Annotated in this window: 20 protein-coding genes and 1 pseudogene; 12 read left to right on the top strand and 9 right to left on the bottom strand. The window is 68.1% G+C overall.

Annotated elements, in window-relative coordinates:
* Window positions 1-379 precede the first annotated feature (379 nt).
* From MKK63_RS22615 to MKK63_RS22625, 3 genes are all read left to right on the top strand, one after another.
* Window positions 380-589: a cold-shock protein gene (locus tag MKK63_RS22615; RefSeq protein ID WP_243924844.1), complete on the top strand. Its 210-nt coding sequence runs from the start codon at window positions 380-382 to the stop codon at window positions 587-589.
* Window positions 590-693: 104 nt separating this feature from the next.
* Entirely contained in the window at window positions 694-1,056 is a 363-nt protein-coding gene (locus tag MKK63_RS22620) for a DUF6481 family protein (protein WP_244005822.1), read from the top strand.
* A 41-nt stretch (window positions 1,057-1,097) separates the two neighbouring features.
* Window positions 1,098-1,304 (top strand): hypothetical protein, encoded by a 207-nt coding sequence (locus MKK63_RS22625; protein ID WP_244005824.1) that lies wholly within the window; start codon window positions 1,098-1,100, stop codon window positions 1,302-1,304.
* A 599-nt stretch (window positions 1,305-1,903) separates the two neighbouring features.
* On the opposite strand, the gene MKK63_RS22630 is transcribed toward MKK63_RS22625, so the two are convergent.
* Both MKK63_RS22630 and MKK63_RS22635 read right to left on the bottom strand, forming a co-directional pair.
* Window positions 1,904-2,131 (bottom strand): hypothetical protein, encoded by a 228-nt coding sequence (locus MKK63_RS22630; RefSeq protein WP_244005826.1) that lies wholly within the window; start codon window positions 2,129-2,131, stop codon window positions 1,904-1,906.
* 208 nt (window positions 2,132-2,339) lie between these two features.
* Entirely contained in the window at window positions 2,340-2,618 is a 279-nt protein-coding gene (locus tag MKK63_RS22635) for a hypothetical protein (protein ID WP_244005828.1), read from the bottom strand.
* A 358-nt stretch (window positions 2,619-2,976) separates the two neighbouring features.
* Between MKK63_RS22635 and MKK63_RS22640 the strand changes: the two genes are divergently transcribed.
* The 7 genes and pseudogenes from MKK63_RS22640 (at window position 2,977) to MKK63_RS22670 (ending at window position 11,876) form a co-directional block, all read left to right on the top strand.
* Entirely contained in the window at window positions 2,977-3,300 is a 324-nt protein-coding gene (locus MKK63_RS22640) for a hypothetical protein (protein WP_244005830.1), read from the top strand.
* 757 nt (window positions 3,301-4,057) lie between these two features.
* Entirely contained in the window at window positions 4,058-5,269 is a 1,212-nt protein-coding gene (locus MKK63_RS22645) for an ABC transporter substrate-binding protein (protein WP_244005832.1), read from the top strand.
* Window positions 5,270-5,409: 140 nt separating this feature from the next.
* A complete protein-coding gene (locus tag MKK63_RS22650) occupies window positions 5,410-6,282 on the top strand; it encodes a branched-chain amino acid ABC transporter permease (protein ID WP_244005833.1) in 873 nt (290 codons plus the stop codon).
* A 38-nt stretch (window positions 6,283-6,320) separates the two neighbouring features.
* Window positions 6,321-8,369 carry an ABC transporter permease subunit gene (locus MKK63_RS22655; RefSeq protein WP_244005835.1) on the top strand — a complete coding sequence of 683 codons (2,049 nt, stop codon included), beginning with the start codon at window positions 6,321-6,323 and terminating at the stop codon, window positions 8,367-8,369.
* A complete protein-coding gene (locus MKK63_RS22660) occupies window positions 8,362-9,084 on the top strand; it encodes an ABC transporter ATP-binding protein (RefSeq protein WP_244005837.1) in 723 nt (240 codons plus the stop codon). The genes MKK63_RS22655 and MKK63_RS22660 overlap by 8 nt, the downstream gene beginning before the upstream one ends.
* Window positions 9,085-9,798: 714 nt before the next feature.
* Window positions 9,799-9,981, top strand: a pseudogene (locus MKK63_RS22665) (IS5/IS1182 family transposase); the annotation flags it as partial.
* Window positions 9,982-10,571: 590 nt separating this feature from the next.
* Window positions 10,572-11,876, top strand: coding sequence for a glycosyltransferase (locus MKK63_RS22670; protein ID WP_244005839.1), 1,305 nt, complete (start codon window positions 10,572-10,574; stop codon window positions 11,874-11,876).
* A gap of 323 nt (window positions 11,877-12,199) precedes the next feature.
* Here the strand turns inward: MKK63_RS22670 and MKK63_RS22675 are convergent, their stop codons facing one another.
* From MKK63_RS22675 to MKK63_RS22690, 4 genes are all read right to left on the bottom strand, one after another.
* Entirely contained in the window at window positions 12,200-12,847 is a 648-nt protein-coding gene (locus tag MKK63_RS22675; RefSeq protein WP_244005841.1) for a phytochelatin synthase family protein, read from the bottom strand.
* Window positions 12,848-12,970: 123 nt separating this feature from the next.
* The gene (locus MKK63_RS22680) at window positions 12,971-13,897 is read right to left on the bottom strand and encodes an adenylate/guanylate cyclase domain-containing protein (protein ID WP_244005843.1); all 927 of its coding nucleotides are present in this window, start codon (window positions 13,895-13,897) and stop codon (window positions 12,971-12,973) included.
* Window positions 13,897-14,088, bottom strand: a complete 192-nt coding sequence (locus MKK63_RS22685; protein ID WP_244005845.1) for a hypothetical protein — start codon at window positions 14,086-14,088, stop codon at window positions 13,897-13,899. Before MKK63_RS22685 ends, MKK63_RS22680 begins: the two co-directional genes overlap by 1 nt.
* A 418-nt stretch (window positions 14,089-14,506) precedes the next feature.
* Window positions 14,507-15,745, bottom strand: coding sequence for a cytochrome P450 (locus MKK63_RS22690; protein ID WP_244005847.1), 1,239 nt, complete (start codon window positions 15,743-15,745; stop codon window positions 14,507-14,509).
* A gap of 119 nt (window positions 15,746-15,864) precedes the next feature.
* On the opposite strand from MKK63_RS22690, the gene MKK63_RS22695 reads away from it, so the two are divergent.
* Complete coding sequence (locus tag MKK63_RS22695; RefSeq protein WP_244005849.1) at window positions 15,865-16,209, top strand: hypothetical protein; 345 nt, start codon at window positions 15,865-15,867, stop codon at window positions 16,207-16,209.
* Window positions 16,210-16,290: 81 nt separating this feature from the next.
* Here MKK63_RS22695 and MKK63_RS22700 read toward each other — a convergent pair whose 3' ends face one another.
* From MKK63_RS22700 to MKK63_RS22710, 3 genes are read right to left on the bottom strand one after another with little or no spacing between them, the layout of a single operon-like run.
* Window positions 16,291-17,148, bottom strand: a complete 858-nt coding sequence (locus tag MKK63_RS22700; protein WP_244005851.1) for an alpha/beta fold hydrolase — start codon at window positions 17,146-17,148, stop codon at window positions 16,291-16,293.
* A complete protein-coding gene (locus MKK63_RS22705; RefSeq protein WP_244005853.1) occupies window positions 17,145-18,389 on the bottom strand; it encodes a multidrug effflux MFS transporter in 1,245 nt (414 codons plus the stop codon). The genes MKK63_RS22700 and MKK63_RS22705 overlap by 4 nt, the downstream gene beginning before the upstream one ends.
* 11 nt (window positions 18,390-18,400) lie before the next feature.
* Window positions 18,401-19,672, bottom strand: a complete 1,272-nt coding sequence (locus MKK63_RS22710) for a glycosyltransferase (protein WP_244005855.1) — start codon at window positions 19,670-19,672, stop codon at window positions 18,401-18,403.
* Window positions 19,673-20,714: 1,042 nt separating this feature from the next.
* Between MKK63_RS22710 and MKK63_RS22715 the strand changes: the two genes are divergently transcribed.
* A complete protein-coding gene (locus tag MKK63_RS22715; protein ID WP_244005857.1) occupies window positions 20,715-21,476 on the top strand; it encodes a response regulator in 762 nt (253 codons plus the stop codon).
* Window positions 21,477-21,478 lie beyond the last annotated feature (2 nt).

The following is a 21,478-nucleotide window of genomic DNA, read 5'->3' on the forward strand; positions in this document are numbered from 1 at the left end:
TTGAGCGCCCTCACGCTCCTGCCGGCGAGCGCGCCGGTTGCCGTGTCCTCCCCGTTCACGTGTAGCCGGCGCGTCCTACACAGTGACAGTGCGCCCTTTGGATCGGCGCACATCCTCCCGAAGACAGCAGGTGCTACAGCGCAACTCATGAACGTAGCGGCGCGATCTTCCAGGCTGATTTTCTCCCGATCAGATTTGTAGTTGTGAATCGGTCGCAGTTAGCGTACAAGTCACAGATCGATCTTTGGCCAGATATTCGGCCGTATCGCCTGAACAGGGCGAGCGCTCTGCATAGCTCCCATTTTCGACCACCAGCGACCGAGCGCGTGCGATGCATGCGCCCGACCTGTTCGCCTGCCTCGATAGATACGGAATACCTATGACCATCGGCACCGTTAAGTGGTTCAACGACACCAAGGGCTTCGGCTTCATCCAGCCGGACGATGGCGGTAAGGACGTGTTCGTCCACATCTCGGCCGTCGAGCGTGCCGGGATGAACAACTTGGTCGAGGGCCAGAAGGTCTCCTACGAGATGGAGACCGACCGCCGCAGCGGCAAGCAGTCGGCCGGCAGCCTTCAGGCCGCCTGAGCCGCGCTCATCGGCCTCTGACGCGTTTCGAAGCCGTTCCCCCGGGGGCGGCTTCATCTGTTTCTGACGCCGGGTCTCGGCTTCGGCGCGATGAAGGACTGTACGTGGGTCAATTCAAAACAAGCCAGCTCGTCGATCGCCTGGATGCGACAGCAAAAGCGCGACAGGCGACGCTTGACCGGTTCCGGGCCCGCCCGGCAGCGGATGACCCGACGGTGCTGGCCCGGCAGGCCGAGCGGCAGGCCCTGTCCGAGGCGCGCGAGGTGCGGGTCACCGAGCGCGAGGCGGCGCGTACGGCCGCCGAGGCCGAGCGTGAGGCGGAGGCCCTTGCCGCGCGTGAGCGCGCCGAGGCGGAACTCGTCCGCCAAGCTGCCGAAAGGGCGGAGCAGCAAGCCGCACTGGCAGCCGAGCAGAAGGCCGCGCGCGATGCACGCTTCGCGGCTCGGAAAGCCAAAGCACGCCGATAGGCCAGCCCGGCCCGCAGAACGTCATTATCGAAGGACGAAAGATGTCTCACAAGTTCAAGATCGGGCAGAATGTCCGGCAGCTCGGGACCACCTACGCTGGCAACAAGAGTAGCGTCGTCGATGGTCTTTTCGAGGTGGTTCGACTCATGCCAGACGATCGATCCGGTGAGCCTTGCTACCGGATCAGGTCGGCGGCCTGCGAGCGGGCTGCCCGGGAGGGCGAACTCACGCTCGCGTCACTGGACTGATGTTGGATTACGGTGGCCCGACACGTCCATGATCCGCGTGAAATCCAGGCACGAAGCATAAACCACGTCGTTACGTAGCTGCTCTCAACGGTTTAGCGCGTCGAAGGCCTGCCCGTGCTGGCGCAACACAAGCCGCAGGCTCACGATGTCGAGATCGTGTGGCTTGCAGTCGGTGATTACTATTATCTCCCGCAGCGCCTTGAACACTTCCGGGCGGGCATAGATCGAAGCGTGACGCTTCGCGTACCAGCCGCACCGCTTGTACCCCTCGGGGCCGGCAGGCTCGTCGGCCGAGCGATCCGCTGCAACGGTGCCCCGTTGTGCTTGACGTGTTGCCCGGACCGGAGCGAACGCCCGGCATTAGCCGCTGCCAGCTGCCACGCCCCTTCGGACTCCTGCGCGTCCGCGAGCGCGGCCGGTTCGACTGTGCGTTGGACGATCCGAGCAACAGCGCGATCCGTTTTTCCCTCGACGCCGATGCGTCCCTGTCTGTCGATCGGCCGGAGCGCCCGCCCCCCTTCAGGCGCGCTGCCGTGATCCAGGCGGGGGAACTGCGCACCGGGCAGGTCTGCATGTCTGAGCCATTGCGAGCGCCAATCTCAGCGCCCTCCCCCGATGGCTCCGATTTGCTGCGGGTCGAAGTGGATCGCCAAGCCGTCCGGGCGCTCCTCGATCCAAGCGCGGCCGTCCCCGCGAGTGATCTCCAGACCCGCGTGCCCGGATCGCCGAAGCGCTGCAGCGAAGCCTGCGACGATCAGCGCCCGGTCGCGCCATCCGGCCAGGATGTCGGGCAGGGTCGCAACGGCGCGTCGGGGATCCACCGTCATCAGCGGCCGCCTCTGGGCGGCCAGTCGACCGTGCGCCCGTCTGATCCCACGCCACGCATGCGGAGGGCCGCCGACCAGGTGTAGGAGGCGAGACCGGTCGAGGCGTTGGCTCGGCGGGTGTTCTTGGACCGCGCCTACTCGGCCCACTCGCCGGCGCGACCGGCGAAAGCCTGCAGGCCCACCGGTGATGGTAGGGTGAATTTTCTGTTCAAGGCTGAGTATCCTCGGCGAGTGGTTCGCCCTCGTCGATCGCCTGGACAATCTGCTTCCGAACGAGCTTCAGCGCCGCCTGCACCGGATCGGCCCAATCAGGCCGCTGAGCCTTCTGAATGGCCTCAGCCGGAACGACCACGAAGAACCGCGTCCGCCCCTTCGATCGAGCATGCCAAAAGCCACGGACCTCGATGCCATCCGGGACCGGACGCGCCTTGACGATGAAGTCCTGCCCGGCGTGTGAAAAGGGGAGGCGCGGCGGCGTCGATGGCATGCTGTCTTCTGGTGTCCGATAATCTCTACTCGTCGGTCCTTAGGACATCACCCGGGAACTGCCAACGGGACCGCCCGTAACGTGGTCATAGGGCAACGTTTTTGGATGTGCACGTCTCGGCGGTCATGGACCCACCCGCCGCGTCGCGATCGGGACTTGCACTTGGTCGAGACCCGATTCGTTTGGCCGTGCGAGGGGCTGTTATCGACCCAACTCGGCTGTTCCTCCGGTTATCGGCGCGTCTCGCAAGCGGTCATTCGTTGGCGGTCCGGCAACTTCGGCTCAGGGTAGAGGCTGTGGACAACGCGCTCCCCGCGCGGCTCGTGGTGAGCGCGACGACAAACCTGACGAGCGGACTATGATGATGGCGCCCCGCCTTTTGTCCCAAACCGAGTTCTCAGCCTGCTTCACCGCTCCGATGCGGAACGTGACGGCAACCGCCGAGGCAGTCGTCGATGTCTGGTCGTATACCGAATCGATCGCGTTGCCGCTGGGACCTGTCACGGAGCTTCTCGACGTCACCGACGTCTATCGCGATGCAGCCGACCGGTTCGATCAGGTGCTGATCGGTACAAACGTCGACAACCTCTTACTTGTCGTCATCGTGGATAACTTGCGCCACATCGTACACGGTCATTATTTTCTTGATTTAGTAGACGCGTACGGCCTGACCCGAACCTGAAAGCCAAGCGTTGGCTCAGTTCCGCATAACACACAGCCTGCACGCCGAGCAGCATCGGCGGCCGGTGCTGGCCGAAAGCGAAACGACTGTTTCGGGCCGATCCAAGCGAGGCTGAGGACCATCCCATGGACGAAAGACTTCGTGGGACATCGCCCGGCAGCGATCACGCTCTGTCGAGGAACAGGGAATAGGGTAAGCTCTCCATCACGTTAAGGCGTCACATTTCGTGAGGGCGATGTGAAGGCGGTGGCCCGCAGGCTGAGGACAAGACACTGCGTTTTGGAGCAACCCCGGGTGAAAGGGGTCGGCGTGCGCATCAACGTCGCGCTTCTCCGAAGCCGACCTGCGGGTGCCGGCTCGATCGAGCTGGCAGCCCTGCTTCCGTTCAACCCGTCGTCGGCCGTGACGGGACGATCAAACCGGACCTTCAGGACTTGGACACCCTCGCCCACCGCGGGGATACTTCGCTCGACCGTCAGCCACAGCGCGGTGCAAACGGATAGCGATGCTCAGCGGACCTTTCGCGAAACAACGGCCCGGCACGTGCGTGCTCGATTGTTAATCCGCGCCATTCGCGGATCGGCGAAAATTCTGTCGCCGGCTGCCCCCGCGACAGGAAACCGAGAACAATCCGTATTAATCATCTAAGACTTATTGCCTTTGCAGCTTGACGGCTCGTCCTGTTTCGAAGAGATCCTCATCGCATAGTGCCACGACGAAGGGCACACGGCGCAAACGCTCGTTGGGAGAGGAAACGATGGTCTTCGCAGGTCGCACGGCTGCCGCCGTGCTCTTGTTCACGCTCGCGGCGGTGCCAGCGCACGCTGCAGACCCCATCAAGATCGGGCTGAGCGGCCCTTATACCGGGGGCTCGTCTTCGATGGGCGTCTCGATGCGCGATGGCGCCAAGCTCGCCGCCGCCGAGATCAACAAGGCCGGCGGCGTGCTCGGCCGCCCGATCCAGCTCATCGAGCGCGACGACGAGGCCAAGAACGAGGTCGGCGCCCAGGTCGCGCAGGAGTTGATCAACAAGGAAAAGGTCGTCGCGAGCGTCGGCTTCATCAACACCGGCGTGGCGCTTGCCGCCCAGCGGTTCTACCAGGAGGCCGAGATCCCGGTCTTCAACAACGTCGCCACCGGGACGATCATCACCAACCAGTTCAAGGAGCCGGATTACGAGGCGAACTACGTCTTCCGGAACTCCGCCTACGACGTGCTCCAGGCCGGCCTGATGGTCGACGAGGCCCTGGCCCAGAACCACAAGAAGATCGCGATCCTCGCCGACTCGACCAATTACGGCCAGCTCGGGCGCGAGGACATCGAAAAGTACCTCGCCACCAAGAACGTGAAGCCGGTGGTGGTCGAGAAATTCAACATCAAGGACGTCGACATGACGGCCCAGCTGCTCAAGGCGCAGCAGGCCGGCGCCGACGTGATCCTCGCCTACGGGATCGGACCGGAACTGGCCCAGATCACCAACGGCATGGCCAAGCTCGGCTGGAAGGTGCCGATGATCACCAGCTGGCCGGCCTCGATGCAGAGCTTCATCGATATCGCCGGCGCGAACGGCAACGGCGTGATCATGCCGCAGACCTTCATCGAGGATCAGACCCTGCCGAAGCGCAAGGCGTTCCTGGAGAACTACTACAAGACCTACGGCGTCACGAAGATTCCGACCCCCGTGGCCGGCGCTCAGGCCTACGACTCGATCTACCTCCTCGCGGCGGCGATCAAGCAGGCCGGCGGCACCGATGGTCCGAAGATCCGCGCTGCCCTCGAGAACCTGAACGAGAAGGTCGAGGGCGTGGTCACCACCTACGACAAGCCGTTCACCGCCAAGGACCACAACGCGATCTCGCGCAACATGGTCGTGTTCGGGAAGGTGCAGGACGGCAAGATCGTCTACGACAAGGCCGAGGACGCCAAGAACGCCGGCGTCGTCCGCCTCAAGGAAAAATCCTCGAACTGAGGACGCTCACGGCCGCGCGCGATCGCGCGCGCGGCCGTTCCCCGTGAATCCGGCGGCGTCCCGAGGCCGCCCGCACGACACCCAGCCGTCGCGCGGCGCCCGCCCGCGCGATCGGACGCTTCTCCGGTGACAGTAGATCCATGGAAATCCTGCTCCAGCTCATCGCCTCCGGCGTCGCGGTCGGCATGATCTACGCCGCCATCGCGTTCGGCTATCAGCTCACCTTCGCGACCTCGAAGACCCTCAATTTCGGCCAGGGCGAGGCGCTGGCGCTCGGGGCGCTGTTCGGCCTGACCCTGGTGCCGTTCCTGGGCTACTGGCTGATGATCCCGCTGGTTCTGGTCTTCGGCTTCGCCCTCGGGGCGGTGGTCGAGCGCCTCGGCGTGCGCCCGGCCGTGAAGATCAAGTCCGAGTACGGGTGGATCATGGCCACCATCGCGCTCGGCATCATCTTCAAGAACGTCGCCGAGAACGTCTGGGGCCGGGACGACCTGAAGTTCCCCTCCCCGCTGCCCGAGACCGCCCTGCAGGTCGGCGGCGTGCGCATCCTGCCGATGGAACTGCTGATCGTCGCAGGCGCGTTGCTGATGATGCTGGCGGTCGAAATCTTCAATCGCAAGTCGATCTGGGGCAAGGCGGTCGTCGCCACCTCCAACGATATCGACGCCGCCGGCCTGATGGGCATCAACACCCAGAAGGTGATCACCCTGTCGTACTCGATCAGCGCCATGACGGCCGCCTTCGCAGGCGTGCTGGTGGCGCCCGTGACGCTGACCGGCGCCACGATGGGCTCCGTCCTGGCGCTGAAGGCCTTCGCGGTGGCGATCATCGGCGGCCTGGAATCCGGCCTCGGCGTCATCGTCGGCGGCCTGATCCTCGGCGTCGCGGAGACGCTGACCGGCTTCTACATCTCGACCGGCTACAAGGATGTGCCGGGCCTGATCCTGCTCCTCGTCGTCCTCTCCATCCGCCCGGTCGGCCTGTTCGGCAAGGCCGTCATCAAGAAGGTCTGACCGTGACCGCCCGCGCAACCCTCACGGCAGCCTGAGCCATGGCGCAGACCCTCGCCCCCGCCGAAGCGCCCGCTCAAGCGGCCGCCCCGAGCCTGTCCCGCCACATGGGCGTCCTCGGCGCCGTGCTGCTGGTCGTCGGCCTCGCCGCTTTCCCGCACGTGGTCACGAGCTCGTATTACATCCATTTGATGGTGGTGATCGCCATCTACGCGATCCTGATCCTCGGGCTCGACATCGTGGTCGGCTATACCGGGCAGGTCAGCCTCGGCCATGCCGGCCTGTTCGGCGTCGGCGCCTACGCGGCGGCGGTGCTGTTCCTGCATTTCAAGCTCGGGGTGTGGTGGGGCATCCTGGCCGGGATCGGCGTGACCTCGGCCTTCGGCGTGCTGCTCGCGGTGCCGGCGTTGCGGGTGACGGGCCCCTACCTCGCCATGGTGACGCTGGCCTTCGGCACCATCGTGCAGATCTTCATCAACGAACTGACGCCGCTGACCAACGGCCCGCTCGGCATCACCCTGCCGCCGGCCCGCGTCCTCGATTTCTCGCTGCTGGGCCTCCAGGCGCCCTGGGGCGCGGCCGGGCGCAAGCTCGAATTCTACTATCTCGTCTGCGCCGCGCTGCTGGTGACCATCGTGGTCGTCAACCGGGTGGTGCGCTCGCCCTACGGCCGCGCCTTCGAGGCGCTGCGCGACTCGCCGATCGCCTGCGACTGCATGGGCGTCAGCGTCTACCGCTACAAGGTCTACGCCTTCGTGATCTCGGCGGCCCTGGCGGGCCTCGCGGGCGCGCTGTTCGCGTGGTCGGAGCGCTACGTGGCGCCCAATTCGTACGGGTTCGAACTCACCGTGCTGTTCCTGCTCGCGGTCACCATGGGCGGTCGCAAGTCGCGGGCGGGGCCGCTGATCGGCTCGGCGATCATCGTGATGATGCCGAACGTGCTGGCCGATATCGGGCTGGTGCGGATCATGGCGGGGATCATCGCGCTCGCCGCCCTGGTGGTGGGCGTCCTCGCCGTCCTGCGCCGCCGGGAGGACCGCTACGCCCTGCTGATCCCGGTCGGGCTCTGCCTCGCCTTCTTCCCCGCGACGCTGCTGCTCGAATCCGTCACCGATTATCGCCTGTCGGTGTTCGGGCTGATGATCCTGTTCGTGGTCTATTACCTGCCGGACGGAATCGTCGGCTTCCTTCGCGAGAAGATCCCGGCGCTGCGCCCCGCCCACACCGCCGAGGGCAAGAGCCTCCACGCCGAGGGCGCGGCGCTCAGCGTCCAGAGCGGCGACCGGGGCGCCGATCCGCTGCTGACGGTCGATCAGGCCCTGATGCAGTTCGGCGGTCTCAAGGCCCTGGCCGGCGTCGACCTCGCGGTGCGGCCGGGCACGATCCACGGGCTGATCGGCCCCAACGGATCCGGCAAGAGCACGATGATGAACGTGCTCACCGGCATCTACCGGCCGACGAGCGGCACCGTCACCCTGGCCCGCGGCCACGGCACGCAGCGCCTCGACGGGCGCACGCCCTCCGAGATCGCCGCCGCCGGCATCGCCCGCACCTTCCAGAACGTCCAGCTCTTCCGGGAGATGACCGCGCTGGAGAACGTGCTGGTCGGGCTGCACCACAGCTTCCGCGGCACCCTGTTCGACGCGATCCTCGGCACGCCGCGCCGCCGCCGGGAGGAGCGCGAGCAGCGCGCCCGCGCCATGGCGATCCTCGACTTCGTGGGCTTGAGCGCCCTGGCGCAGGTGGAGGCCCGCAACCTGCCTTACGGCAAGCAGCGGCTCCTGGAGATCGGGCGGGCGTTGGCCCTCGATCCGGTGCTGCTGCTGCTCGACGAGCCCGCCGCCGGTCTCACCGCCCCCGACATCGCCGAGCTGACGGCGATCATCCGCAAGATCCGCGACGCCGGCATCACGGTGATCCTGATCGAGCACCACATGGATGTGGTCATGGGCCTGTGCGACCGCGTCAGCGTCCTCGATTTCGGCCACAAGATCGCCGAGGGCAGCGCCCGCGAGGTGCAGGCGGACCCGAAGGTGATCGAGGCCTATCTCGGCAGCCCGGTCGCCGACGAGGAGACGGCCCATGCTTGAGGTCACGGGGCTTTCGGCCGGCTATGGCCAGGTCGAGGTGCTGCACGGGCTCGATTTCACGGTGCCCAAGGGTCAGGTCGTGGCGCTGATCGGCTCCAACGGGGCCGGCAAGACCACCACGATGCGCGCCCTGTCGGGCATGATCCGCCCGCGGGCCGGCTCGATTCGCTTGAACGGGCGCGAGATCGGCGGCCTCGAAAGCCACGACGTCGCCCGCTTCGGCCTCGCGCATTCGCCGGAAGGCCGGCGGGTGTTTCCGACGCTCTCGGTCGAGGACAACCTGACGCTCGGCGCCTTCCCGCGCCTGACCGGCTCGCGTCCGAAGGGCGACGTCGCGGCCGACCGCGAGCGGGCCTTCGAGATGTTCCCCCGCCTGAAGGAGCGGCGCACGCAGCTCGCCGGCACCCTGTCGGGTGGCGAGCAGCAGATGCTGGCCATGGGCCGGGCCCTGATGCTGCGGCCCGAGATCCTCCTGCTGGACGAGCCCTCGATGGGGCTCGCCCCCAAGCTCGTGAAGGAGGTCTTCCGGATCATCCGGCTGCTCAAGGCCGAGCAGGTGACGATGCTGCTCGTCGAGCAGTTCGCCATGGCGGCGTTGGGCGTCGCCGACCACGCCTACGTGCTGGAAAACGGCCGGATCCGCTTCCAGGGCCCGGCGCAGCAGATGCGCAACGATCCCGCCGTGCGAGCGGCCTATCTCGGCGGCACGCATTGAAGCGCTCTCTGCCGAAGTCGATACCCGGTTTGGCGCAAGAGGCTGCGTCACAACAGGAGCTTAGAACCGTGTCCGACCGCAGCGCGATCAGACACGATTCTAACTGTCGGATACTGTCAGTGCTAGAAGCGGACCGCCGCTGGATCGATTTGGCTTGGTGATCGACGATCGCTACTTCGCGCGCCACGATGATGATTGCTATGTAGGGCTCTGACGCATTCACTTCGTTCATGCGAATGAGCGCTAGTTCTTTGGTTTTGCATCAATTTTTCCGGAATCGGCTGACGCCTCCGTCTGGATCGATGCACTAGCGCCTATGGGGCTCTGCCCCGCTGTTCATCGGCCATGATTTGTCGGTGGTCGAGCACATGTCGGACCTCGTATCGGTCATGCATGGCGGCCGGATCGTCGTGACCGTCGAGCGCCACGCGTTCTGGCGCTCGTCCGCGCATCCCTACACGCGCCTGCTGTTCGCCCCCTCCCATCCCGCGGGCACCGGCGGAGCGACGCGGTTTCACCATCCCGGGCCGGCGCCACATGGGATCCGCCCTGTCCCTCAGCCCCGCGCACCGGGTGTCATTTCCAGGCACGCTGCCCCCTGGCGATGCCGAACGGAAACTCCGCAGTTGCGCCCGATCGGCCCGGGGCATCAGGTCGCTTACCACGTGATGTAACGGAGTGCCGCGGTTTCAAGCCCCGTGCTTCGGCTTCGTCCGCAAAAGCATCAGGAGCAGCGAGCGGCTCCAGCATCACCGCTGGGTCGTCGAGCGCCCCCCGGCGTGGTTCAACTGCTTCCGCCCCCTGCCCGTCCGCCACAAACAATGTGCCGGCCTCTACAAAGCCTTCACCAGCCTCGCCGCAAGCCTCATCACCCGCAACCAGATCAGACGGCTCTGTTCAATGCTCAGAGATGGACCTGCACTAAACCGGTGCGGCAGGTTGAAGTTTGCCAGCCGTTATCATCCATGTCGCAGACGATCGCCCGCTCAATTCTTCATAGTCACCCCACGTTTCATCGAACGCTCACGAACCGACCACGGGCCTGCTCTGACTCGAGAGCGGGTGCGACGGCGATGTCTGCCTCTGTCGGCTCGCGCGCGAAGGCTGCCCGTCCGGATCCAGCGATGTGAGACACGCACGTTGGTCTCGGAATGGCCGAGTCTGACCGAGAGTGACCTGTCCGCTTCGGAGCAGGAACGCCGAAAAGCGACCGGCCCGCCCTCGACATCCTGCGATCACGACGTGTGGTCCCGCGAGATCGGAAGGCGGACGAGTCCTGGGACGGGCACCTGAGCCACGGCAAGGCAGCGGCGCAGGCGCGGTCGTCCACCATTACGCCTGTAACCGTATCGCCGATCGGCGAAACGCTGCGGTCATACGCTGAGCGCAGACCCCCCGGCAGGAGCAGAGATCGTCGTTCACCGCCGGGCACGGAACCGTGAAGCGCGGCCGAACAGAACCTGCTTTGTCGCCGTCACGGGTCCTCCATGAAAATCCTCTTTGCCGCCACGCCGGCTGCCGGCCACTTGAATCCGCTGCTGGCCATCGCACGCATGGCCTTGGCGCGCGGAGACGAGGCGCTGGTGGCCACGGCGGGGTATCTCCGCCCGTCCGTCGAAAAGTCCGGCGCCCGCTTCCTGCCCCTCGCCGCCGGCGCCGACATCGACTTCACGCGGATCGAGGACGTGTTGCCCGAACGCGCAAGTCTCCCCCCGGGCCCGGAGCAGCTCCGCTACAATTTCGAGCGGATCTTCCTCGACCCGATGCCGCCGCAGGCCGAGACGCTGCGCAGGATCATCGCGTCCGAACGTCCCGACATCATCGTCGTGGACGATCTGTTCTTCGGCGCGACGGCCCTGTTCCTGGACGAGGGGACGTCCCGGCCACCGATCGTCGCCTGCAGCATTACGATCATGGTGGCCGACAGGCCGGACGGGGCTCCGGCCATGATCGGGTTGCCGCCGGCACGCGACGAGGCCGCGCGTGCGGCATACGCGGCCATCGCGATCGAAGCCGAACGTGTCTTCGGCGCGCCGGTCCGCGCGTACGCGGATGCCAAGCTCGCCGGGATGGGCCTGCCGCCGTTGCCGTGCTCGGTGCTGCATTCGCGCCATCTCATGGCCGACGCCTTCCTTCAGACGACCGTACCGGCGTTCGAGTACGATTTCGGGGTCCTGCCCGACCACGTCCGGTTCGTCGGCGCACTGCCCCCTCCCCCGCAGCCGGACGCTGCCTTGCCGGACTGGTGGGGCGAACTCGACGGGTCCAAGCCGGTCGTACTCGTGACCCAGGGGACAGTCGCCAACGCCGATCCCGGCGAACTGATCGAGCCGACCCTGTCGGCGCTCGGCACGCGCGACGACCTGCTGGTGCTCGTCACCACCGGCTTCCGACCGATCGGGAACGTGCGCGGACCGATCCCGAAGAACGCTCGTCTCGCGGAGTTCCTCGATTTCGCGGTGCTCCTGCCGAAGGTCGACGTGCTGGTCACCAATGGCGGTTACGGGACCGTGCAGCTGGCGCTTCAAGCCGGTGTCCCGATCGTGGCGGCCGGGCGCACCGAGGACAAGGCCGAGGTCGGCGCTCGGGTGGCGTGGTCGGGCGTCGGCATCGAGATCCCGTCGCAGCGGCCGGAAGCCCGAGAGCTGCGTGCGGCGGTCGATCGGGTTTTGGCCGAGCCGGCCTTCGCCGAGCGCGCGCGGGCGATCGCGGCGGATATGGCGGCGATCGATACGCCGGCGGTGATTTTTGGAACGCTGGACCGCCTCGTCGCCGGATCCAACGCGGCCTGATCCGCCCCCAAGAGTCCCGGCAGCGCAAGCCCTCGTCTCCCGGCCTGACGGAGGCGCGTCGGCCACGCCGAGGCGACCCGCGAAGGACCGTGAGCCCGCCAGAGCCAGACCGCGGCCCGTTCGGGACCCGGCATCCCGGCGCGTGGCCTGCCCCACGAACCGATGATGCTACGATTGCCCGGGCGGCAACGGGCCGCCCCGTTTCCCTGGATGCTGACCGGAAGCGCGAGAAGGCGGCATCCGTCGGCAGTCCCCGTCGATCATCCTCCCGCACGTGCGCAGCGACGATTTCGACGCCAGCCCTCGGCCGGTGCATCTCGGCCTCAATGGCGGGTCGTCTCGACGATCAGCAACCCGCGCGTCTTGCCCGAGGTGCTGTCCCGCGTCGCGACGGCGCGCCATAGGCGCTCGGTGCCGACCAGGAACGGCCGGTCGTCGCCGTTGACGTCGCCGACGAAGACGAGGTCCGCGTCCGGCAGATATCCGAGGATCGGCGAGAAATGTCCGGCGCCGCGGCCGAAGAGGGGGCCGCGATGGAAGTTGACGATCAGCCGCGTATCGGGGTCGTTGCCGCTTTTCATCCGATCGCGGAACGCCGGCAACGTAAGATCGCGCACGACATCGACCGGGTGGTCGAGCCGCCTTCGGATCAGGTCGGCCAGTTCGTCCAGTGTGAGCCCGTTCACAAGCACGCCGAACCAGGGCTGGAACGCCGTCCCCCGCAGCACGTCGGCTTGCGAAAAGTCGACGCCAAGGGAGTGCAGAAGATTCGCCACCGTGGCCGGACCGCAGAAGCTTGGATTGCTCTGGTATTCGTAAGGCCGTCTCCGGTACGCCGCCGCCACCGGTAGGGTCCAGGCCCGCGCCAGCAGCGCAGGATCATGATAGTCCGGTTGCGTCTCGATCGACGTGACGGACGCGTCGGCGTTCGGCCTGAGGAGACGCGGACCGACGCTGGCCGCGCCGGCCAATCCGGCCAGAAGAACGGCCGACCCGAGGAAGGCGACCAGACGGCGCTTCCGGACCCGGCCTCGACGAACCTGTTCGGCCATCATGCGGATGAATCCCGGTCCCGTTGAGAGTGCGCCCGGCCGCTACGGGGCCAACGCGATGGCGAACAGGCGCAGGACGACACGCGCGCCGCGCACGGGCTGAACGGCGACGATCCGCGCCTCGCTCGACGTCGCAGACCGCACCACGGCTTCCGAGGCGATGCAGTCGCAGTCCGTCGTGCGGGTCATCTGCTCCAGGCGGCGGGCCACGTTGACGGTATCGCCCACCGCGGTGAACTCGACGCGCTCCGCCCCGATTGTGCCGACGAAAACCGGGCCGCGGTGAAGGCCGACCCCGATGCGGACCGGCGGCAGACCCGTCCGCACCCGCTCTCGACTCCAGGCCAGCATCGTGGCGGCCAGGGAGCGGGCCGCCACGACGGCGCGATCCGTATCGTCGGGGGCCGCGCGCGGCACGCCGAAGACGGCCATGACCTCGTCGCCGACGAATTTGTCGACGAGGCCGCCCGCCGCCTCGATCGCCCGCGCAGCGCGTCGGCGGAATTCGGCGAGGAACGCCGCGACTTCGCCCGGCGGTAGCGTTTCACAAAGTCCGGTGAAGTCGCGGATGTCGGCGAACAGCACCGTCGCCTCCTGCTCCCAGCCGGCGCGCAGGGTGACGGCGTCGGTTTCGGCCACCAACCGGGCGACCGCCGGCGCCGCCAGTCGCGCGAGGTTGTCCCGGTGTCGGGTCACGATCCGCGCTGCGGAGCGCAGGTGTCGCACCTGTAGCGCGAGCGACGTGAGGGCGAGCCCGGCGAGGCTGAGGGTGATGGGTTCCGACCCGGTCGCGGTTGCGAATCCCATCAGCAACGGCGCCGGCGCCGCAGCGAGGACCGCGTTGCCACAGGCTGCGGCTGCGCGGCGGCGGACAGCCTGGGCCAGCTCGGCCGCACGGTGCGGCCGGCCGAGCCAGGACGCCGGGTCCGCCCCCGCGGCGCTGACGTCGGGGAGGCGTATCGCCGACATCAGCAGCCCGAGCAGATGCGGTTGATGATGCGTTGCGCCCGGAGGTGCTCGCGCTCGACCGTGGGCGAGCGGAGGTCCCGGATCGTCCGGTACGGGGGCGGGAGCGACCGTGCGGTGGGGTTCGGCACGTCGGGCTGTGCGAAGCGCGGGACCGGTTGCGACCGCACGGCGTTCGGGACCGCGAGGATCAAGAGAAGGGCTCCCGCCGCCGCGCCTGCAAGAGTTCTTGTCAGCCTTGAAATCATGATCGTCTGCTCCGGTGCTTGGAGCTTCAGTGTTGAATTTCAGGAATTGCGCCGTGATTTCGGAAAACCGGAAATCTATGACAGCCGACATGTCGATGACTGGTCCGATTGCTCGTGGCGTCGGCCGGAAATCCGATTTCCGGTCGAAGGCAACCTGCACATCTTCGAGGGTCACCCGGCCCAGCGGGCCGGGTGCCGTCGGGCGCTCCGTGGAACGGCGGCCCGTTCACGGCGGCTCCCTAGTGCATCGATCCAGACGGAGGCGTCAGCCGAGGCTGGAAAATTGATGCAAAATCGAAGAGCTAGTGCTCACTCGCATGAACGAAGTGAATGCGTCAGAGCACTGGGTTGATCCAGCGCCCGATCAGGCGGCAACCTGCAGCGGACCGATGCGCCGGATGCCGCTGTGGCCGTGGAGGACCGGCATCGCGCCCGTCAGGCGCAGGTTTGGCGCGAGGCGCATCAGGGCGGCCAGCCCTTCCTCCAGCTCGATCCGGGCCAGGGCCTCGCCGATGCACCGGTGTGCGCCGCCGCCGAAGATCGGATGCAGGCGCGGGAGGTCGGTCCGGCGGATGTCGAACGTGTCCGGGTCCTTGAAGGCCGCCGCGTCCCGCAGCGCCGACAGCGTCGAGAGCATGATCAGGCTTCCGGCAGGCACGACGGTTCCGTCGAGGTCGATCGCCTCCCGGGCGACCCGCCCCGCGGAGCCGACGCTCGGCTCGTAGCGGAGGGATTCCGCCACGGCGGCCGGGATCAGACCCGGATCGCGGGTCACCGCCGCCCATTGGTCCGGATGCTGCAGCAGCAGCGCCGCCTGCATGGCGCCGGCGACCCGGGTCGTGTCGGTGCCGCCGATGATCATCTGAACGATTTGGACGGTCACCTCCTCGGGGGTGAGATCGCCCGCCGCCTCGGCCTCCGCGAGGAAGCGCGACAGGAAATCGTCCTGCGGTGCCGACCGGCGCGCCTCGAGGATCGCGCGCACGTAATCCCGGAGCGCGACCGCCGCCGCTTCGAGGTTCGGGATGTCGTCCGGTCCTAAGGTGAAGCTCAGCACCCGGGAAACTTCGTAGGCGAGTTGCGTGAAGCGGGGGATGTCCGCATGCGGCAGACCGAGGATGTCGGCGATGGTCTGGGCCGGGATCAGCGCGGCGTAACGCGCCACGAGATCCACCTCCCCGTCCCGCAGCCAGTCCCGGACGAGGCTCTCCGCGGCCGCGCGGATCCGCGGGCGCAGGCCTTCGATCATCCGGGCCCCGAAGGTCCGGGTGAAGGGCGAGCGGCGCCGCCGATGGGCCGCACCGTTGGCGGTGAGCATCCCGTGCGCGAAGATGTCGAAGAGCCTGCCCTCCGGTATCCCGCGCGTCTCGGGGTAGAGCGTCTCGGTCGCCTGCATGCGCGGATCGCGCATCAGCCGATCGACGTCCCCCGCCCGGAGGACGACGAAGCCCGCGACCTCGTGGCCGACCACCGGCAGCCGGGGCCGCCAGGTCCGGAACACCCCGTGCGGATCGGCCTCCAGTTCGGCCACCGTCAGCGTCGGGATGTGTCCGGGCGGCTCGAGCGAACCGGCCTGCCGCGTCCGATCTTCGGGTCCATCCATCGCCATAGCCTCGCTGCTGCTGTGCGCGAGGAGCCTCGAAGGCGGGGGCTACACGATCATGTCGGACGTGGCGCCGATGGTTACCATTATAACATGCGGCCCGCCGGGGCGTCCGATGCGTGCGCAACGACACGTCGGGCGCGCAGCGCATTCGCGCGTCGAATGTCCTGAAATCGCGCCGTAACCTGTCCGATCGAAAACGACTCCGCTTCACGGGAGAGATCCTCATGCGGACAGAGCAGGCGGACCACGACATCTTCGAGACGTTGCTGCGGCGCACGATCACCGAATCCGTGATCACGGGCCTCGATCACGGGATCTCCGGCGCGACGGACCTCGCCACGCGCCTGCGGCACTACGCACGGCGGGCGCACCAGGAGGAGCTGAGCCCCCAGACCCTCCAGGTCATCGCGTCGGCGCGGCGCCTCCTTGGGGACCGGCCGGGAACGCGGCTCGCATCGTGACACAGCCTCGCGGTGCCGGGCGGCCCCCGTCCTGGAGGCCGCCCCGGACACACGCATCACGCCGCGGGACGGCGTGGCCGCTTATTCGGCCCCGGCCTTCAGGCCCACGGCCAGGAACCGCTCGATCATCGCGTCGACCTGATCGGCCACCTCGAGCGTGTTGAAATGTCCCGCGAGCAGCGTCTTGGCGGTGACGAGTTGCGGGCAGAGCTCGCGCAGCCGGTCGAGATTCCGCGCCGCCTCGACCAGGGGTACGTCCGCCGAGATGTACGCCATGGGGATCCGGCAGGCGCGCGCGGCCGGGACGGGATCGTGGTGCAGCGCGATGCTCCGCAGCGCCGCGCAGGCCACGTGCTGCGGCGTCCGCTCGGCCGGGCCGCGGATGAACGTGTCGAAGAGCGCCTGCCGCCGTGCCGGATGGTCGTAATCGCACCCGATCGCCCAGGCCATGTCGCGCACGACACGCCGGTAGTCCGGGCCGCCCACGCCCGCCAGCAGACCTTCGATCTCGGCGCTGCCCGCCCCGTCGGGCGACGGCAGGACGATCGTGTCGATCATCACGAGGCCGGTGGCGAGGTCGGGATGGCGGCCGCACAGCTCCAGGGCCACGGCGCCGCCGAGGCTGTGACCGATGACGACCGGCTTGGCCAGGTCCAGGGTCCGGCACTGCCACGCGATGTCGTCGGCGAAGCCCTCCATCGTGTAGTCCCCCTCGGGCGCGTCGCTGGCGCCGTGGCCGCGCAGGTTGACCGCCACCACGCGGCGCATCCGCGCGAAATGCGCGATCTGCGGGGTGAAGATGCCGTGATCGCCGGTCCAGCCGTTGATCAGGAGGAGCGGGTGCCCCTGGGGCCTGGTGGGGCCAGCCTCGATATGGGCGAGCCGGGTGCCGTCGCGGGTCAGGTGGACGGGCGGCCACGGGGGTGGGTCGAAGATCATACGGGTTCTCCGTGTCGCTGGGAGGGAGAGCGGGACGAGGACGGACGGGCGGCCGGGCGCGCGAGGCCGGCGAAGGCCGCGATCGCCGCGAGGCAGCCGCCGAGCATCACGGCGGCCATCGACAGGGCGGAGCGCCCGTCGAAGAGCCGGGCGACGAGATCGCTGGCGATGGCCGCCCCGATCATCTGCAGGCAGAACACGATGGCGCCGGCGGTGCCGGCGGCCTCGGGGGCCGCCTCCGTCGCGCCGTGGATGGCGTTCGGCGAGACGAGGCCGAAGGCGAGACCCATGCCGGCCATCGCGGCGATCACCGGCACCTCTGAGGGCGTGAAGACCAGTGCATCGACGAGGAGCATCGCCGCCAGGAGTGTCGCCCCGGCGAGCCCAGCGCCGATCACCCGGTGGGAATTGATGCCCCGGGCGGCGAGGCGGCCGTTCAGGGCGGCGCCGGCCATCACCAACAGGGAACTCGACCCGAAGAGGAGCCCGTAGGCCGACGGGCTGAACCCAAGGGCGCCGACGAACACCAGCGCGGAGCCTGTGATGTAGGCGAAGACCGCACCCGCCGCCTCGGCGTTGCACAGGGCGTGGCCGAGGAAGCCCCGGTTCGCCAGGATTTTTCGATAGGCGCGCAGAATTCCGGACGGAGCGGGGCCGGGGGCACAGGGCAGGGTTTCTGCCACCCATGGCATCGCCGCCAGGATCGTGAGGGCCGCTGCGAGCGGCGCGGCGTGGATCAGGCGCCAGCCGCCGACATCCATCAGGCCGGCCCCCAGCGTCGGGGCCACCATCGGCACGACGTTGACGATCAGGACGACGAACGACATCCGGGCACGCGCCGCCTCGCCGGCGAACAGGTCGCGCACCATCGCGAAGACCGCCATGCCGGGACCGGCCGCACCGATCCCCTGGACGGCGCGGGACAGCAGGATCTGTGGCAGCGTCCGTGACGCGGCGCAGCCGAGGCTGCCCCCGATCAGGAGGAGGCAGCCGCAGACGATCGCGGGCCGGCGCCCGAGCCGATCCGAGACCGGCCCGTAGACCAGGAGCGCGGCACCGAGCCCGAGCAGGTAGACGGCCATGGCCGCGCCAATTGCGGCGGTCGGGACGTGCAGTGCGGCCGCCGTCTCCGACAGGCTCGGCAGGATCATGTCGATCCCGAAGGTCGGGAGCGCTGCGAGCAGCCCGAGCAGCGCCGAGAAGGCCCGTGACTCGGGGTGGATGCGGGGCCGCGCCGGCATGGCGGTCCCCCTCACGCCCAGAGCCGGCCTCCGCCTCGGGATGCGGCATCCCGGTGCGCGGCGACCATGGCGGCGATCTCGCGGACGAGCCCGCCCGCGTTGAGATCGGCCTGAACGGCGGCACCGAGGGTCCCGGCGGCCGTGCGGAAGCCCGGTTCCACCAGGAGCCGGCGGACCGCCGCCGCGATCGCGTCCGCGCTCGCCGTCGCGGGCAGGCGCAGGCCGGCGCCGCGCAGCGCGATCCGGGCGGCGTTGTCGGTTTGGTCCCGGGCGAGCGGGATCACCAGCAGCGGCACGCCGTGCAGCAGCGCGCGGCTGATGGTCCCGTGGCCGCCCTGGCAGATCACCAGGTCGGCCTCGGTCATGAGGGCGTCATGGGAGGCGGTCGCCACGACGCGGATGGTATCGGGGGCGTCTAGGTCCCCGACCTCGACGTTCGGGCCGGTGGTCACGATGGTCTCGGCCTCGAGTGTCCCGACGGCGCAAACGATCCGCCGGAGGAGGTCGGTCTGGTTCTGGGCACCGGTGCTGCCGGCGACGAGGATGCGCGGCCGGCCCGCCCCGGACCACAGGGTCCGGGCGCCCCGCGACCAGACCGGCTCGTCGAGCAGCGGGCCGATGTAGCGGTAATTGGCGGGGAGCATCGCCCCGTCGAAGTCGAAGGCTTGGCTGACCGCCAACAGGACCCGCTCGGCCCGATCGTAATGCGCGAAGGCGCTGGCGACCGGCGGAAGCCCGAAAGCGCGCCGTGCGGCGTTGAGCGCCGGCCGGCTGCGCTCCATCGCCAAGACGATCGCGTCGGTCGCCGCGTCGACCGCAGCCCGCTCCGCCTCGGTCCGCGGCGGCGTCAGACCGCTCGCGGCGGGGGGCATGCCGGGGAGCGGGCGAATGCTGATATGCGGCGACAGGACGGCGTGCGGGATGCCGGCCGCCTCGGCGGCCAGGGCGCAGCCGACCAGCAGATCGATGCTGAGGACCGCGTCGGTCGGAAGGCGACGGATCTCGTCGAGCGTGTCGGCGGCGTAGACGCCGGCCGGGGCGAACATCGCTTGGCGCAGCCAGTCGGCCAGATCCGAGAAATCGACCGGATCGGCTTTCTGTCCGGTCGGGGCCCGGCGCCACCCGATGAACGGGAAGCCCGCCGCCTCGACCTCGGCGCTCATGGCCGGATCGGCCATGATGCGCGGGCGGTGACCGGCCCGGTGCAATTGCCGGGCTGCCGTGAGCATCGGGCTGAGATTGCCCGTGGTTCCCCACGAGATGCACAGGACGTCGAGCGACATGGTGTTTTTCCCAGTCTGATCGCGCGAGAGCGCAGTATTCAGGTGTGAGGGGGGCTTTACCGGCGTGCGGTCGTGGACCCGGAGCGCGGAACGACAGCAGCGTGCCGGCTCAGGCGAAGCGTGAGCCGGATGAATGGCGATCGGCGCTCGATCGAGAGCGCCCTCCGCCGAAGCGGGCGCTGGTTCGGCGCGAGAGAGGGCGGTGAAACAACGGCTTCAAGTTGTGCGCGATTGCAGCGCGCCCAGTACACGACAGTCGTCTGTCGACAGGGTTGGCAAGCGCGACCTGCCCCCTCTCCCGCACGGGAGAGGGGACCCGTGTCCAATTCGGCGGCGGTGGCGTCACTGTCGTGTACTGTGCACGTTGCCATCGGGCACGGCCCTAAAGCGGAACCTTTCTGTTCACGTCGTGCAGAAAATTGATGTAATCCGGGTGGATATTGTGGAGACAGCCGCCGTAAGCGAAGCTGACCACCAAAACCTCAAGCCATCGGCAGACGAGACCGGTGCGGGCTGGTCGGCATGCTGGGGACGAAGCCGGATCCGTCCGTGGTCGCCGTCGAGCGGGCGTCCCGGCAGGTTCATGGGGAGACACGCAGCGCTCAGATCTGGACAGTCGAAACCGTCTGCGGCGGAGGGTTCGTCGCTCTGCAATTGGGGGGCCTGTCATGCTTACCTCTCGCATTGAGCAGTATGACTGTGAGGCGCTCTAATTACGCTGCTATTTCGACCTGTATGACTTTCTGTTACAATGGTAATACGACTCTATTGAGCTTGCGGGTTGAAGCCATGTCTTGCGCGAATGCTCACGCCGTGCCGCCCCGCACAATGTGGAGGGCGCAATCCTTTGGGGGGCATGATACCAATCCAGCCGTGCAAGGCCCGACGTCCGGACACGCCCTGATAGGCAACCGGGGCGAGCCGACGACGGACGCGCGGGTCTGCCGGGGAATGATCTCCCCGCTTCGAGCACGCCCCCCTTCCTGAATCGGCGCGTCGAGATCGTGCCATCGCGGCCAGCGGCCGCATGATGGAGTTGGCGATGTTCGAACCCAGTCTGGGCCGGGGCCAGAGTCGAGGCGCGCGGGCCGGTACGACGCGCATCCTGCTGATCGAGGACGATGCGGGCATGCAACGCATCGTGTCGGACCATTTCGCCGACCACGATGTCGACGTCACTCCGGCGACCGACCGGCGGGAGGCGGAGCAACGGCTCGCGGAGGACGCGTTCGACCTCGTGGTGCTGGACCTGCGCCTGGGGTCGGAGAACGGCCTCGACCTGTTGCGCGACCTGCGCGCCAAAAGCGACCTCCCGGTGATCATCACCACCGGCCATCGTCGGGACGAGATCGACCGGGTGATCGGACTGGAACTCGGTGCGGACGACTACATCGTCAAACCCTACGGCCTGCGCGAACTGCTGGCGCGGGTCCGGGTCATCCTGCGGCGGGCCGAAGTCACGCCGGCTCCGGCGCGGGTTCAGGACTCTCATCGCAGCGGCTTCGACGGCTGGGTGCTCGACCGGCGCCGCCGACGCCTGACCGACCCCGCCGGCGCGGACGTCGCCCTCAGCAAGGGCGAGTACGCGCTGCTGGTCGCCTTCCTCGATGCCCCCCAGCGCCCGCTGAGCCGCGAGCAGCTCCTGCAGGCCACGCGCGTCCACGAGGACGTGTTCGACCGCAGCATCGACGTCCAGATCCTGCGGCTGCGCCGGAAGCTGGAGGCGGATCCGAGCGCGCCGCGTCTGATCGTGACCGAGCGCGGTATCGGCTACGTCTTCGCCGTGCCCGTCGAGAAGCTGTGACC

Source organism: Methylobacterium sp. J-088, from assembly GCF_022829295.1.
Lineage (GTDB): Bacteria > Pseudomonadota > Alphaproteobacteria > Rhizobiales > Beijerinckiaceae > Methylobacterium.